General features: G+C 70.4%; 14 protein-coding genes. 9 read left to right on the plus strand and 5 right to left on the minus strand.

What is annotated here, in order from left to right:
- Nucleotides 1-738: 738 nt before the first annotated feature.
- A complete protein-coding gene (locus AB0F98_RS08770) occupies nucleotides 739-990 on the minus strand; it encodes a hypothetical protein (RefSeq protein ID WP_357730974.1) in 252 nt (83 codons plus the stop codon).
- Between the two features lie 136 nt (nucleotides 991-1126).
- Between AB0F98_RS08770 and AB0F98_RS08775 the strand changes: the two genes are divergently transcribed.
- The 5 genes from AB0F98_RS08775 (at nucleotide 1127) to AB0F98_RS08795 (ending at nucleotide 4886) form a co-directional block, all read left to right on the plus strand.
- Nucleotides 1127-1300: a hypothetical protein gene (locus AB0F98_RS08775; RefSeq protein ID WP_357730977.1), complete on the plus strand. Its 174-nt coding sequence runs from the start codon at nucleotides 1127-1129 to the stop codon at nucleotides 1298-1300.
- A gap of 91 nt (nucleotides 1301-1391) precedes the next feature.
- Nucleotides 1392-2450, plus strand: a complete 1059-nt coding sequence (gene trpS, locus AB0F98_RS08780) for a tryptophan--tRNA ligase (RefSeq protein ID WP_357730980.1) — start codon at nucleotides 1392-1394, stop codon at nucleotides 2448-2450.
- A gap of 359 nt (nucleotides 2451-2809) precedes the next feature.
- Nucleotides 2810-3277: a hypothetical protein gene (locus AB0F98_RS08785; RefSeq protein ID WP_357730983.1), complete on the plus strand. Its 468-nt coding sequence runs from the start codon at nucleotides 2810-2812 to the stop codon at nucleotides 3275-3277.
- A complete protein-coding gene (locus AB0F98_RS08790) occupies nucleotides 3274-3666 on the plus strand; it encodes a hypothetical protein (protein WP_357730986.1) in 393 nt (130 codons plus the stop codon). Before AB0F98_RS08785 ends, AB0F98_RS08790 begins: the two co-directional genes overlap by 4 nt.
- Nucleotides 3667-3866: 200 nt before the next feature.
- Nucleotides 3867-4886: a DUF1996 domain-containing protein gene (locus tag AB0F98_RS08795; protein ID WP_357730989.1), complete on the plus strand. Its 1020-nt coding sequence runs from the start codon at nucleotides 3867-3869 to the stop codon at nucleotides 4884-4886.
- A 105-nt stretch (nucleotides 4887-4991) separates the two neighbouring features.
- Here AB0F98_RS08795 and AB0F98_RS08800 read toward each other — a convergent pair whose 3' ends face one another.
- Complete coding sequence (locus AB0F98_RS08800; RefSeq protein ID WP_357730993.1) at nucleotides 4992-5444, minus strand: DUF4333 domain-containing protein; 453 nt, start codon at nucleotides 5442-5444, stop codon at nucleotides 4992-4994.
- Nucleotides 5445-5461: 17 nt separating this feature from the next.
- Nucleotides 5462-6163, minus strand: coding sequence for a hypothetical protein (locus AB0F98_RS08805; RefSeq protein ID WP_357730996.1), 702 nt, complete (start codon nucleotides 6161-6163; stop codon nucleotides 5462-5464).
- Between the two features lie 237 nt (nucleotides 6164-6400).
- On the opposite strand from AB0F98_RS08805, the gene AB0F98_RS08810 reads away from it, so the two are divergent.
- Entirely contained in the window at nucleotides 6401-6697 is a 297-nt protein-coding gene (locus AB0F98_RS08810) for a WXG100 family type VII secretion target (protein ID WP_132350682.1), read from the plus strand.
- 90 nt (nucleotides 6698-6787) lie between these two features.
- On the plus strand, nucleotides 6788-11179 hold the full coding sequence (locus AB0F98_RS08815) for an FtsK/SpoIIIE domain-containing protein (protein ID WP_357731000.1): 4392 nt from the start codon (nucleotides 6788-6790) through the stop codon (nucleotides 11177-11179).
- 123 nt (nucleotides 11180-11302) lie between these two features.
- Here the strand turns inward: AB0F98_RS08815 and AB0F98_RS08820 are convergent, their stop codons facing one another.
- Both AB0F98_RS08820 and AB0F98_RS08825 read right to left on the minus strand, forming a co-directional pair.
- A complete protein-coding gene (locus AB0F98_RS08820; protein ID WP_357731003.1) occupies nucleotides 11303-11962 on the minus strand; it encodes a hypothetical protein in 660 nt (219 codons plus the stop codon).
- Between the two features lie 20 nt (nucleotides 11963-11982).
- Nucleotides 11983-12285, minus strand: a complete 303-nt coding sequence (locus AB0F98_RS08825) for a hypothetical protein (protein WP_355142702.1) — start codon at nucleotides 12283-12285, stop codon at nucleotides 11983-11985.
- A 278-nt stretch (nucleotides 12286-12563) separates the two neighbouring features.
- On the opposite strand from AB0F98_RS08825, the gene AB0F98_RS08830 reads away from it, so the two are divergent.
- Both AB0F98_RS08830 and AB0F98_RS08835 read left to right on the plus strand, forming a co-directional pair.
- Nucleotides 12564-14462 carry a putative T7SS-secreted protein gene (locus AB0F98_RS08830; protein ID WP_357731008.1) on the plus strand — a complete coding sequence of 633 codons (1899 nt, stop codon included), beginning with the start codon at nucleotides 12564-12566 and terminating at the stop codon, nucleotides 14460-14462.
- Nucleotides 14463-14618: 156 nt separating this feature from the next.
- A complete protein-coding gene (locus tag AB0F98_RS08835; RefSeq protein ID WP_357731011.1) occupies nucleotides 14619-15164 on the plus strand; it encodes a type VII secretion system-associated protein in 546 nt (181 codons plus the stop codon).
- Nucleotides 15165-15260: the final 96 nt, after the last annotated feature.

Consider the following 15260-nt stretch of genomic DNA (forward strand, 5'->3'; position numbering starts at 1 on the left):
CCCCCAAAAAGAGGCCAACCAGTCCGGGGTAATAAATCAATTTGGCACTGGCTTATCAAGCACCCTGTTGAGTTCTCAAAGAACAACCACACACCATCCGACAAACCCCACCAAAAGGGCCCATCATCCGGGGCATTTCGCTCCGCATCCCGCCGCTCCCGCGCCGGGCACTTTTACTACGTTACCTCACCGTCTCCGCCGTGTCAAACCGGTCTGTCCCGGTCTGTCGTGCTTCGTGCGGGTTGGCACCGGCGATCGCACGCAGCAGCAAGCCGCTGAGCTTGATCGTCGGATTCGGCAGGCCGGCCGCTGCGGTCTCCCGCGAGCTCGCCCGGTGCCCTGCCGGTCGTCAACCTTACCCGGTCGGTTTCGCCTCACCAAATCCGCCTCGCGGCGAATCCGGGGCACCGCCCGGATCGGTCCCGAAGTGGTCTGTGACCGCTCCGAGCCCGATGCCATCTCGGTTCCGGGCCTCCGGGCTTTCGTCCCGTTTGCCCCGTTCCGCGCTGGCAGAGAGAAAGTTACGCGTCCCCGGGTTTGATCGTCAAATCGGGGGGCGGCGGTCCGCGTCACATGATCTTCGCCGAACTATCTTCCCTGGTCAGAGGGGTCCGGTCCGCAGCACGTCCAGCCTGGACCAGGTAACCGCCGGGTGAACGATGCCCCGGAGGGGCGGCTGAGCGGGGCCGGCGGAGCCACAACTCGCACCCTGCGGACGGCTCGACGGCATGCCCCGCGTCAGGAGGTACGCCGACGGGCTGCGAGCCAGGCGCGGATGCCGAGCACACCCACGGCGGTGCCGATGGCCAGCGAGCCCCCGATCAGGAGTGCGTGCACCCAGAAGAAGGCGGTGGGCGACCCCTGCGCGGACGTACCGCTGGACCACGCCCTGGGGTCGTCCCAGATCGCCACGGCGAACCTCGGCCAGATCACCCACATCCAGACACCGACCCCTGTCAGGAAGAGGGACCAGCTACGCGAAAGCACCATGGCACCCCAGTATGCCAGCGGCGCCCTGGCGCTCAGGATCCTCGATCGGCGGGCCTCCGCCACGGTGGATCGTGCCGGGCACACCTAAATAGCGCGCTTTCGATACCGCGAGATCATCCCGGTGTACGGTGAGCCCATGCCCCGGCCGAGTGTCCGCACGCCGGAGGTCGTCACCCGCACCGACGACCTCCCGCTCGGCGTACCCACCGGCCCGGTCGAGCGCGGCGACGGCCGCGAGCAGACCCTCGATGTCCTTCGTGCCGGCGGACTGCGGTTCCGCGACGGCGCGCGATGGCGGACGGCGCACTGACCCGATCCCGCTGACCGGTCCGGCGAACCTCGCCGCGACCGGCGCGCCCGCGTATGAACCCACTCTTCCCAGGCACGAAAGGCGTACCACCATGTCCGTTCCACGGATGCTCACCGGGGACCGCCCGACCGGGCGACTGCACCTCGGCCACTACGTCGGCAGCATCGCGAACCGCGTACGGCTGCACCAGCGGTACGAGAGCTTCTTCATCGTCGCCGACCTGCACATGCTCACCACGAAGAACACTCGCGAGGACATTCAGCAGGTGGCCGACAACGCCCGCGAGATGGTCACCGACGTCCTCGCCGCCGGCGTCGACCCGGCCCGGGCGACGTTCTACCTCCAGTCCGCGATCCCCGAGGTCGGCGACCTGAACACGCTGTTGCAGAACCTGGTCACCGTGCCCCGGCTGGAGCGGGTGCCGTCACTCAAGGACATGGCCCGCGACTCGGGCAAGGAGGAGATGCCGTACGGGCTGCTCGGCTATCCGGTGCTCCAGGCCGCCGACATCCTCTGCGTGAAGGGGCAGGTCGTACCGGTCGGCAAGGACAACGCCGCCCACGTCGAGGTGACCCGGGAGATCGCTCGACGGTTCAACGGGCTCTACGGGACCGTGTTCCCGGTCCCGGAGCTGATCCAGGCGGACACGCCCTCCCTCGTCGGCACGGACGGGGCGGCCAAGATGAGCAAGAGCCGGGGCAACACGATCCTGCTCTCCGACGACGCGGCCGCGGTGCGGCGCAAGGTGATGGGCATGTACACCGACCCGAACCGGATACGCGCCGACGTGCCCGGGACGGTCGAGGGAAACCCGGTCTTCGCGTACCACGACGTGTTCAACCCGGATCTGGCGCAGGTGGCGGAGCTGAAGGAGCGCTACCGCGCCGGGCGGGTCGGTGACGTCGAGGTCAAGGAGAAGCTGGCCGACACGTTGAACCACTTTCTCGACCCGATCCGGGAGCGCCGGGCGCGGATCGAGGACGACCGCGGCCTGGTCGACCAGCTGATCTTCGAGGGCACCGAACGGACCCGTCGCGAGGTGCGCCAGACGGTGGGCGAGGTACGCCGGGCGATGGGTCTTACCAGCGCGTACACCCGGATGCGCCGCCGGGCCGAGCGGGCCGGACGGGCCTTGGCCACCAACGGCTGACCCGCGACGGCCCGGGCACCGGAGCGGCCAGGTCATCGTCTGGCCTCGACACTTCGTCGACCGTCCCCCGTACGCCTCGCGTGCGGGGGCGGTCGGCACCTCGACACGACCGGCAGTTGCCACCACCCCGCTCCTGACCTGCGGAAATACGACTCGGTGTGGGGTGGACGAGAACTTCGGCCAGTGATACCACTTGACTATCGGCCCGTCAACGGCGCCGCGTCGTGTCCCACTTGATGCCGCCCGTTCATCGGGCTTCCACCCGGGTCGCGCAGCCGCGAGGGCACCCCCAGCCAGTCGCCGCCCTGCCGGCCGGTGCACCGCCGAATGGACGCGGCAGAGTCGCCCGAGGAGTACTCGTGCCGCACAACCGCATCCGCTCCCGGCGGCAGCCATTCGAGGTCGCCGTCCTGCTGGCCGCTCCGCCCTGCGGCCTGCTGCTGATCCTGCTTGACGTTCGACCACCGTCGGTCACGTTGGCGATGGACACTCCGATCCAGGTCCTCTGGGAAATCGGTCTGATCGTCGGAGGCTTGGTCGGTCTCTCCGGGATCATCTGGCCCGGTCGGCTCGCGACGGGCCTCGGCATCGAACTGGCAGCGGTGGTGTTGCTGGGCACGATCACCGCCATGTACGCGGTGGCCCTCGCGGCGGTCTCGGGCCGGTCGGGGACCGCCGCGATTTCGTTCATCCTCGCCGTCTCCACCGGATCGTTCTGGCGCGCCGCGCAGATCGTCTTCGACCTCCGCCTCCTGGCCCACGCCAGTCGCACGACCGACACCGACCCGAAGATCGGCACCGAACTTGTGAACGGGGAGGCGGCATGAGCAGCGCGCCACCACCGGCTGCCCCACATTGGCTGCAGACTGTGCTCTCCGCGCTCGGCGTGCTGGGTAGCGCCGGAGGGCTCGCCGCCATCGTCGCGGTGATCATCCAGCGGGGCAAGTTCAAGGCCGACGCCGCGGACACGCTGACCGACGCCGCACTCACCCTGGTGCAGCCGCTACGGGCGCGGGTGTGCGAGCTCGAACGCGAGGCGCTCGCGTCCCGCGAGGAGCTGGCCACGATGCGCAGCAGGGTGCGTCAGCTGGAGGCCGCTGTCCGGTCGCTGCGCCGGACGCTCGAGAAGTGGCGAGCGGCGGTGATGGCCCCGGACGCCACGCTTCGCCGGATCCGGGCGACCGTGGCGGAGTCGACCGAGCCACCCGATCTCTGAACCGGGGGTACCCGGCGACGGCCGCCGACAAGCTGCTGCCGCTGTCCGCGTCCGGCCGGGCGTGCCGCCACAAGCCCGGAGCCGTAGGGCCAGATCACACCTGCGGCGGCCGGCAGGACGGGCGGTACTGGCCGTCCTAGTCTCGACAGGGTGTGGCGACCGGAGTGGGGTGCATCAGCGTGCCGCATAGCCTTCGGGCCATGAGCGAGAGCACGATGACGCGGCGTCGGACCGTTGCCGTGATAGTGGCGCTGGAACTGGTGCTCGTCGCGCTCGGCTTCGGTGTGGCGCAGCAGGTCGAAGCCGACGGTGCCACCGAACGGAATCCGGTGGCCAACCTCCTCGGCCCCGACTTCGTCGACATCAGGTCCGTGCCGTCCGCCCTCGGCGCTCCCGCGACCGCACCCGGTGCGGCCACGGGCACCTACACATGGGACTGTGGCCGCAACGAGAACGGCCACCGCAACACCGCCAACATCGTGATGGCACCAGGCTTCCCGGGCCAGGCGCACCACGTGCACGACTACGTAGGCAACGTCTCCACCGCGGTCAACTCGACCCCGCGCACCCTCGCGGTCGCGGCGACGACCTGCCACAACGGTGACCGTTCGACCTACTTCTGGCCGGTGCTGCGCACCGTCGGGCCGGCCGGGACGGAACCGGCCGTCGCCCCGGACGCGACGGGCCACGAGGGCCACGACGGTGAGATCCAGCTGCCGGCCGAGGTGACACTGACCTACTCCGGCAACCCGCGAGGAAACGTGGTGGCGATGCCACAGCAGCTCGCCGGTACGGTCGGAGACGCCGTGGCCGTCACCAACGGCGGCGCGCACGCGGCGGCGACGTGGACCTGTTCCAGCACGCCGGAACGGCGTACCACGGCTTATCCAGCCTGCCCGCCCGGCGACCGGGTGCTGCGGATCTACGACTTCCCGAGCTGCTGGGACGGCCGGCGGACGGACAGCCAGAACCACCGCGCGCACCTGACGTTCCCCACCCGGGAGGGCAACTGCCCCCGCAACACCTTCCCGGTGCCGCGGCTGCGGCTGGCCCTCTCGTACGACCTGCCGCCGGGAGTCCGGTTCCAGATCGACGCCTTCGACGGTCAGCGCAACAGCCCGCTGACCGACCATGCGTTCTTCGTCAACCTGATGCCCGATCCACTGATGGCGAAGGTCGTGGCCTGCCTCAACAGTGGGCAGACCTGCCGGGAGGGCTGACCACCGGCAGGGTGGTGGCCGGCGGCCGGCCCCCGTTCCTGCGGCCCGGCCGCCGGCATCCCGGCAGGCCGGGCAGGTCGATCCGGCGTACCTGCCGCCGTGACCTCATTGCGGGCGACCGACCTCGAACCGCCCGTCGGACGACTTCACCGTCACGGTGATCGTCTTCGGGACGCCGGCGACCTCGGCGGAGCAGGAGAAGCGGCTGTCCACAGTGACCGCCTGGCCCGTGGGACAGGCGACGTTGTTCGCGTCGAGCTGGTAGTCGTTCCGCAGCACCGTCAGCACCCCCTGCTGCAGCGCGGCCGTGTCGAAGACCTTCCGGTTGAGGAAGCCGGGCCAGACCAGCCCGAGCACGGCCACCAGTACGACCAGGACCACGACCGGGCCGGCGACACCCACCACGAGCTTCGGGGAGACGCGCCGTGGGCGTTCGACGGGTACGGCTGATCCCGTCGAGTCCGGCCCCCACTGCGGCGGTGGTGCGGGCGCCCAGCGGGGCGCGGGTGGGGACGCTCCGTTGCCGCTGGTTCCGGAGCCCCCGTACGGATTGGTCATCGTCGTCTCCTCCGGGTTCAGCGGGTGGCAGCCGTGGTGGGCATGCCGATCACCTCTGGCAACGGCTTCGTCTTGCCCCCGGTCGGGTTGACCGCGAACCAGGTGCCACCGACGCCCTGCCCCTTGATCTCGCCCGGCTTGCTGTCCCCGCTGAAGAGGTAGACCGGCCAGCCGGCGATGGTCACCTGGCAGGTGCCGTCGGCGCGCTCGACGTACCCGAGCAGCTTCGGGTTGATCCCGCTCGGGTAGATCTGGCCGGGCGACTTGATCAGAAGCGGCGGCCAGGTCTTCGCGCAGTCACCGTTGCAGTTGGACTTCGACGGCTTCGCCGTGTCCTTGTCGAACCGGTAGAGGGTCATGCCCTTCCCGTCGGCGACGTACGTGCCGATGTCGGCCGACGCGGTCCCGTTCAACTGCACGATGTTGCTGCCCCGTCCCTTGTCCGGTGCGGGCGACAGCGGGCCGTTGGCCGGTCCGCTGTAGATCTGCACCCGACGCTGGGTCTTCGCCACGGTGGGCGTCGGCAGCGGGGTCGGAGCCTCGATCACCTCGGGATTCCGCTCCGGCGTCGCGACCGCCGAGACGCTCGGGCTCGGCTGGTCGACCGTCGGGACGACGGCCGGCGCCGCGGAACCGGCCTCCTTGTCGCCACACGCGGCCAGGGCCGCCAGGCTGGTCAGTGCGATCGCGGTCCGCGCGATCCGGCTGCGCAACAACATCTGTGCTCTACCTCGTGTTCGGGGAGAACCGTGCCCGTACGCGCGGTCCGGCACCCACACGGCGCGATCGGCTAAGTGGTTCACCGGGGTGGCGGAGAGAGGTTCCCGTCACGAAGCCGAACTTCCCACTGAACCGTTTCGGGGCACCGTCCGTGTGGGTGGCGGCAACGGCGGAAGGCGGTCCACGAGAGACCGCCTCGAGAGCCGGAGAGACCCGAGGACACGAGGAGCGGGAACGTGGCTACCTACCACATCGTCAGCGAGGACATCCAGGAGTCGGCGAGCTGGCTGAAGCAGAACATGCAGACGCTGCTCGACGGGATGACCCAGGCCAAGAGCAAGATCGACACCCTGATCCAGGGCGGCTACAACACCCCGGGCGCGCAGCAGCAGTTCGGCCCGTACTTCGAGGAGTACAAGGGCAGCGTGGACCAGACCCTGCACGGCATGGAGGGCATCAGCCAGTACCTCACGCAGGTCAGCGACGCCTTCTCGGACACCGACACGCAGACCGCGAACAGCCTCAGCCGCTGACGACCGGACGGCGTCGGGGCCGCGTGGTGAGCAGATCACCGCGCGGCCCCGACGTTTTGTTCTGACGGACCATCCGACCAGGAGAACCACGTGCGTCTGTTGCTCACCGTTGCGGATCCGTCCACCGCCGTCACCGACTACCAGGTCGACGCCAGCCCCGAGAACACCGTCGGTGAACTCGCCGAGGCGCTGGCCGCGCGTCGCCCGGTGCCCGGTGACACGCCTCCGACCGTCTTCGTCGCCGGAGCGCCGTTGGACCCGCGGCTCACTCTCGCCGAGGCGCCCCTGCGTCAGGGCACCGTGCTCGGCCTGGACCGCCCCGTCCCCGAGGCCCCCACGCAACCGCCCGGCCTGCTGGAGGTACGGGTGGTCAGCGGAACCGACGCCGGTAGCGTCCACCAGCTCGACATCGGCGAGCACTCGATCGGCGCCGCGAGCACCAGCCGGGTTCGCCTCAGCGACTCCTCCCTCGCCGCCGTGATGGCGTGGATCCGGGTCACCCCGGACGGTGAGTGCCGGCTGCGACCGGCGCAGACCGGAATGCTGCTCGACCGGGTGGAAGTCGAGGGCGAGCAGGTGTGGGCGCCCGGCGGGCAGCTCGCCGTGGGTTCTTCCATGCTGGAGCTGCGCCGGCCGGTACGCGCGGAGGCCGCACTACAGATCTCCGAGGACCGCACCGGCCTGGACTACAACCGGCCACCGCGGCTGCTGCCCGCGGCCCGGACCACCCAGTTCTCCCTGCCGGGACCGCCGTCACCACCCGACCGGCGACCGATCGCGTTGATCACCGTGCTGGCTCCGCTGGTGGTGTCCGGGGCCGCCTACCTGGTCACGCGGAATCCACTGACCCTGCTCTTCGCCGTCCTGTCGCCGATCGCGTTGATCGCCAGCCAGGTCGGTGCCCGCCGGCAGGGGAAGGTCACCTACCGCACCCGGGTCGCCGAGTACGAGGCCAAGAAGAAGCGGATCACCACCGACGCGCAGGAGGCCCTGACGGCCGAGCGGCTGGCCCGGCGGGACAACTTCCCCGACCCGGCGGCGGTACGGCTGATCGCGGTGGGACCGCAGCGCCGACTCTGGGAGCGGCGCCGCACCGACCCCGACTTCCTGGAGCTGCGGGTCGGCAGCGCCGACCTCCCGTCCGAGGTGGTGCTCCGGGATCCGAGCCAGGACGAACACCGCCGGGAGATCCGGTGGAGCGCGCTCGACGTGCCGGCGACCGTGCCGGTGCGCCAGCACGGCGTGGTCGGCGTCGCCGGCGGCCCGGTCGCCCGCACCACGGCCCGCTGGCTGGTGGCGCAGGCGGCCACCCTGCACAGCCCCGAGGACCTGCAGATCTATCTGCTCTCCGGGGCCGCCGACGAGGAGGGCTGGTCGTGGGCCGGTTGGCTGCCGCACGCGGTGCCACGCGACGGCCAGGACACTCTCGCCACCGTCGGTGCCGACACGCAGACCGTGGCGCGGCGGGTGGCCGAGCTGGTCGCCCTCATCTCGGCCCGGTCCGGCGAGCGGGCCGACGGTGGCTTCCGCGACGTCCTCGTGGTGTTGGACGGGGCGCGCCGGCTGCGTTCCCTACCCGGCGTGACGCAGATCCTGCGGGAAGGGCCGTCGGTCGGTGTGCACGCGATCTGCATCGACGCGGAGGAGAAGCTCCTGCCTGAGGAGTGCCAGGCGGTCGTCGCCGAGCAGCCCGACGGGACGTTGCTGGTGACCCGGACGCTCGCCGCCCCGGTCTCGGGTGTCCACCCGGACCTGATCTCCCTGGACTGGCTGCGTACGGTCGCCCGTGCGCTCGCGCCGCTGCGCGACACCGGCGGATCGGACGACGGCGGCGCCCTGCCGGACGCGAGCCGGCTGCTCGACGTACTGGGCATGGAGCCGCCGGAAGCGGACGCGGTGGCGGCCCGGTGGACCACCGGGGGGCGCACCACCGAGGCCGTCCTCGGCATCTCGCTGGACGGGCCGTTCGCCCTGGACCTCAAGCGGGACGGGCCGCACGCCCTGGTGGCCGGCACCACCGGCTCCGGCAAGTCCGAGTTGTTGCAGACGCTGGTCGCCTCGCTCGCCGTCGCCAACCGGCCGGACGCCATGACCTTCGTGCTGGTGGACTACAAGGGCGGCAGCGCGTTCAAGGACTGCGTCCTGCTGCCGCACACCGTCGGCATGGTCACCGACCTCGACACCCATCTGGTGAGCCGGGCGCTGACCTCGCTCACCGCGGAGCTGAAGCGACGGGAACACATCCTCGCCGAGGCGGGGGCGAAGGACATCGACGACTACGTCGACCTGCTGCGCCGCGAGCCGACCCGGACCCCGATGCCCCGACTGCTGATCGTGATCGACGAGTTCGCCTCGATGATCCGCGACCTGCCGGACTTCGTGACCGGTCTGGTCAACATCGCCCAGCGGGGTCGATCGCTCGGCATCCACCTGGTGCTGGCCACGCAGCGTCCGGGGGGCGTCGTGTCGCCCGAGATCCGGGCGAACACCAACCTGCGGATCGCGCTGCGGGTCACCGACAGCAGCGAGAGCCAGGACGTGCTCAACGCCCCGGACGCGGCCTCGATCTCCAAGTCGACGCCCGGCCGGGCCTTCGTACGTCTCGCGCAGTCGTCGCTGGTGCCGTTCCAGGCCGGACGGGTCGGCGGGTTCCGTCCGGGGGCTCGCACGAGCACCCGGCAGGTGCCGTGGCTGGCGCCGCTCTCCTGGCCCGACCTCGGCAAGTCCGCCCCGACGCGTCCCGGCGGCGGCAACGCCGAACCGTCCGCGGAGCTGACCGACCTCGCCGTGCTGGTGGAGGCGATCCGGGGCGCGAGCGTGCAGCTGGCCATCCCGCCGCAGCACAGTCCGTGGCTGGCGGCGTTGCCGGACACCTTGACCGTGGACGCGCTTCCCGCCGCCCGCGGCAGCGGCTACCACCTGCCTCCGGTGGCGTACGGCCTGGTGGACCTGCCGGCGCAGCAGGATCAGGTGCCGCTGGAACTGGACCTGGGGACGCTGGGGCACCTGCACGTGATCGGTTCGTCGCGCAGCGGCCGGTCGCAGACGTTGCGGACGATCGCCGGGACGGTGGCCCGTACGCACTCCGCGGCGGACGTTCACCTCTACGGCGTCGATTGCGGCAACGGTGCCCTGCTCGCCCTCAACGACCTGCCGCACTGCGGTGCGGTGGTGCAGCGTACGGAAGCCGAACGGCTCGGCCGGCTGTTCGTCCGCCTGGTCGCCGAGCTGGGACGGCGGCAACAGCTGCTCGCCTCCACCGGTTCGGCGAGCCTGGTGGAGTACCGCGCCGGGGCGGCCGAGGCGGACCGTCCGCCCCACATCCTGCTGCTGCTCGACCGGTTCGAGGTCTTCGACAAGACCTTCGCCGACTACGACAACGGCAACATCATGGCGGCTCTCCTCACCCTGCTGCGGGAGGGTGCCGGGGCCGGGATCCACGTGGTGCTGGCCGGTGACCGGAGCATGTTCTCCACCCGGATCTCGTCGACCACCGACGACAAGCTGGTGCTCCGGCTGACCGAACGCAGTGACTACAGCATGGTCGGCATCAACTACCGGCAGCTGCCCGACGAGATCGAGGCGGGCCGGGCGATCCGGGCGGCCGACAGCGCGGAGGCGCAGATCGCCCTGCTCGCGGAGGACAGCTCCGGTCAGGGGCAGGCCCGGGCGCTCGCCGAGATCGCCGAGGCGGCCCGGCTGCGGGACGCCGATCTCGCCGACGCCGCCCGCCCGTTCCGGATCGACGTGCTGCCGGACGAGCTGACCCTGGCGGAGGCCTTGACGCTGACGCGGCCGACCAGCCCGCTCTGGACGATGGTCGGGGTGGGCGGCGACGAGCTCACAGCGATCGGTCCGGACCTGGAGAACATCCCCACCTTCGTCCTGGCCGGGCCGCCGCGTTCGGGCCGGAGCACGACGCTGCTCACGATGGTCGCCGGCCTGTTGGCGAAGGGAACGCCCGTGGTGATCGCGGCGCCCCGCCGGTCGCCACTGCGGGAACTGGCCGGCCTGCCCGGGGTGCTCGATCTCGTGACGAGCGAGAACTTCACCTCCGCGGGACTCGCGGCGGCGCTGGACGGGCGGACCGGACCGGCCGTGGTCGTCCTCGACGACGCCGAGCAGCTGCTCAAGTGCGACGCTGGCAGCGACCTCGGAGAGATCGCGCGGACCGGGGCGGAGAAGGGCCTGGGGCTGATCATGGCGGGTTCCATCGACGGGCTCTCCGGCGGCTTCGGCGGCTGGCACGTCGACGCCCGGCGCAACCGGCAGGGCGGACTGCTCAGCCCGCAGGGCCTCGGCGACGGGGAACTGATCGGCGTCAAGCTCTCCCGCGGCCAGCTCGGCGGCGGACGGCCGGGCCGGGTGCTCGCCCACTTCGGCGACGGCAAGGTGCACCTGGTGCAGGTGCCCCGGACCGAACCCGCCGCGCTGCGGTCACTTCCGGCGGACGCCGGATCCCCGGTCAGCGAGCCGGCGTAACCATCACGCACACGCCGGCAGGTCATGCCCTGACGGGTGTGACCTGCCGGCGTATCCGTAGCTGAAAAGGTCGGGGGGACACCGCCCCCGGTGTCCCCCCGACACGAAGCCGGCAGCTACCCCCTAGCTACCGGCTCCACCGGAGGAGGCGCCCGGCGGCGTGAGCGCGGGGCCGTCCTCCTCCCAGGTGAAAGTCAACGTCGCGGTGATCGTGGCGAAGAGCTCGAAGAGCTCCTCCGCCTCCGCGAGGTTCGGGCTCGAACCGGTGACCAGCAGTACGTTCGCCGAGCCCGGCAGCGGTACGACCGTGTGCATCACGGCGCAGCGGAAGCCCACCCCGTCCTGGGTCACGTTCTGGATGCCGTGCACGCGGCCGACCGTGCCGATCGCGGGAATCTGTGCCGTGCTCACCCGACGCCAGGTTCCGTCGGCTCGAGCCGGCTGCCCGACCGCGGTGAGCGCGCCGAGGATGTCACCGGTCGCCGGTGGCGTGACCACCGAGACCAGCACCGTCGCGGTGAGCGGACCGTCCTCGTAGACCTGGAACGTGCCGGCGGCGTGCACCGCTCCCGCGATGCGGGCCTGCCGCACCGAGCGGCGTAGCTGCTCGGCGTACTGGCTCGCCTGCTCGTCGGTGAACCCGCCGTCGTGGGCCCGCGTCCACACCTCGTTCGCCATCCGGTTCTCGCTCGCCTCGTCGGCGACCGAGAAGTCGACCCAGTCCTCCGGCGTACGCAGCAGGAAACCGGTCGGGGTCGGGGAGATGGCTGTCGCGCCGGTCATTGTGCTGACTCCCTCGCTGGTCAACTCGTCGCCTCGTCCGAGTCCTTCAATGCGTTGACCGTCTGCTCGTCCGTCTCGCGGAACGCGTCGGCCACCGCCTTCGCGGCGTCGCGTACGCCTTCGAGGTCCTTCGCCACGACGTGCCGGCCGTCGCCCCACTTCTTCTCGAACTCGTGAGCGGCCTTCTCCAGCTCCCGCTGCCCGAGCGTGTCGACCACGTGTCCCATGGACTTGATCGGTGCGCTGTCCATCAGATCCTTGGTGCGCTGCAGCAGGTCGTGCACCCGCTCCAGCTCCACACCGGGTACGTCGATCACGCTCATCCCGACGCTCCCGTGCCGCGTCCGCTCCGCCTGCTCATGGCGGCACCCCCGCTGCGTTTCCTGCCGTGACGAGGCAGCAGCACACCGAGCCTGACCATCCGCTCGCTCATCTCCGCTCTTCCTCCGGGAGCCCTGAACGGCTCTGCGCGGTACACGGACGGCCGGCCGTAGCGGTTCAGACCGCGTGAACCGATCTCGCCTCCGCTACGTGTTCGAGCCGGCTCCCGACACCCGATCGGATGCGGGATGTCCAGGTGATGCGATGGGGGAGGTTGGTCATGGCGCGTCCAGGAGCGGCCGAGTGGTCGGTGTTGGAACTCGACTCGGATCCGGTGCCGGGTGATCCGGAGTCCTTTGAGGAGATCACTCGCGCCTATCAGGAGTTGGCTCGCACCACCCAGGAGGCGCACGACCTGCTCGCCTCGGGCGGTCAGATCGACGTCGGCCAGGGCAAGGCCATGGAGGCCTTCAAGGACCTGATCGGCAAACTGCCGCCCCGACTCGACCGGATGGCCCACTCCTACGCGACAGCCGCCGACGCATACCTGCGCTACCTGCCCTCCCTCGAAGAGGCGCAGACCATGTCGCTGCGCGCCCTGGAGCAGGCCCGGCAGGCCTCCGGCGACCAGGGCGCAGCACAGGCCGCACTCTCCTCGGCACAGGCCGCGCTCACCGCCCTCACCGGCGACACCGACGCCGCCAAGGACGCCAAGGACAAAGCCGACGACGACCTCGCCGCCGCCCAACGCCGCACCGACGACGCCCGCCAAGCCCTCGACCAGGCGAAATCCCTGCTCGGCCAGGCGACCGCGCTACGCGATCAGGCTGCCCGAACCGCCGCTGAAACGTTGCGGCAACTGGCCAAGGACGCCCCTCAGCGATCCCTCTGGGAGAAGATCGCGGAAGCGTTCCACGCGTTCATCGAGTTCCTCCGCAGCACCGTCATCGAGTGGATCACCACTATTCTCGACGTGCTGTCCACCATCGCCTTCTTCATCTTTCCGCCCCTGGGTGAGGCGATCGGGTTCCTGTCCGGCGCGATCGAACTCGGCGCGGCCATCCTCAGCGGAAACCCCGCCGAGATCGGGCTCGCCGCAGGCGGACTGGCACTCGGACTCGTGCCCGGCGGCCGCCTCGTCGGCAAAATCATGAAGTTTGCCCTCAAGGGCTCGATCAAAGACGGCATCAAGACCGGCACCAAACAACTCACCGACGTGCCAACCACCACCGGCACCAAGAACCTCGACACAGGCGCGACGAGCTACGGCCCCGGCAAGACGATCAAGGGCGTGTTCACGGCCGGCGGGAAGAACCTGGGCGACCTGGCGGCCCGGTTCAAGCCCAAGCCCAAACCGGTGGACGAGAACACCATCGTCGGCAAGAACCGCTGGGGCATGAAGACACGCTTCAACGTCGACGACGTCCGCGCCGAACCGGTGTTGAACGGTGACGGCAAGCAGATCGGCGTGAGTTTCCCGTTGAGCGCCGGCGACAGCAAGAGCCGCGCCGAGTGGGCGAGCGTGAATACCAACATCTCCACCGGCCGGTACAACGGTCCGGATCTGGCCCCGGACGGGCGGGCGGTCTTCAAGAGCGTGCCGGGGGAGCGGCCGACCGAGGCGGTGGGTGGGAAGCTCGGTCAGCCGCGGCCGGACTTCGAGTTCGACCAGCTCCGCCGCGCGCCGTGGGCCGGCGAGGCGAGCGACCCGATGTTCGTCATGGCGCACAGCAGCGCCAAGGACGTCGGGCTGCAGTTGAAGAACGGGAAGATCGTCAACGTCTCGGGTGGCGATTTTGCCAAGATCATGCACCACAACACGGTGTTCAAGGATGCGGCCGGGGCCAACCCGGACAGTTCGATCACCATGATCGCCTGCAGTTTCGGGGCGAAGGACGGCAAGGTCGCCCCGGAGTTCAGCAAGGTGATGCAGGACCTCGGCAACGACCGGCAGATCTACGCGGCGACCGACACCGTGTGGACCACCCGGCCGAAGGATTTCCGTGGCGACGTCGGCTTCCCCGGCGCGGATTTCGCCACCATCGCGGTCTCCAACAAGGGCGAGTTCCGTCCGCTGGTCTCTTCCGGAGGCGGCCACCCGTCTCCTCCTCCGGCAAGCACTCCGCCGCAGCTGCCCCCCTTGGACTTCGGCGACCCGTTGCCCGACTTTAGCAGGTAGGCGTCCCGGGGCACGGCCGGCAACCGGCAGACAGGCAGGCGGACACCGGGCGGCGAACGAGCGCCACCGACCATGCGCGCCCGGCCACACAACGGCCTGATCGAGGTCGAGTACCCGCTCAGATTCGTCGAATCGATTCCCGTAAGGAGTTGGCACGTGAGCGAACAGGACGACAACGGTTCCGACCGTAAGTGGATGCTGTTGCTGGACAGTGACTGGTCGCCGCCACCGGAGACCGACGACCGGTCCGGGGCGGTACCGCCGGTGGAGTCGATCGTCGGTGGTTGGCTCGTCGACGACGACGGAACAGTCGGCCCGTTCGAGCCCAACCCGCTCTACCTGCCCAGCGGACCGGACGCGCCGACCGGACCGGTCGACGCGGCCGCGAAGCTGGCCGTGGCAGGGCGTGCCGACCCGGACCTGGTGCTGCTCGCGATGCGGGACAGTCTGGCCGAGGTCGCGGTCGACGACGAGGACGCCGTCATCGTGGCGCCCGCCCCTGACGGGGCGCCGTGCGTGCTGGTCGCCACGGGTGCGGCGGACCAACGTCGGGTGGAAGCAGCGGGTTGGCGGCAGGTCAGTAGCGCCGAGTTGGTGGAGCTGCTGCCCGAGGGCGTGGACGTGCTGCTCAATCCGGGCGGTCCCGCCTCGATGCGGCTGTTCGCCGACGCGTTGCGCGAGGCCGTCACCGGAACGGAATGACTTCGCCCGGATCCATCCGTGGGAACAGGCCCGGAGCCGGCCACCGATCCGAGCCCGCGTGAACCCGTTCGGTCCTGAGTACGTGTTCGGATCGGC

It is taken from the genome of Micromonospora sp. NPDC023737, assembly GCF_040639715.1.
GTDB lineage: Bacteria > Actinomycetota > Actinomycetes > Mycobacteriales > Micromonosporaceae > Micromonospora.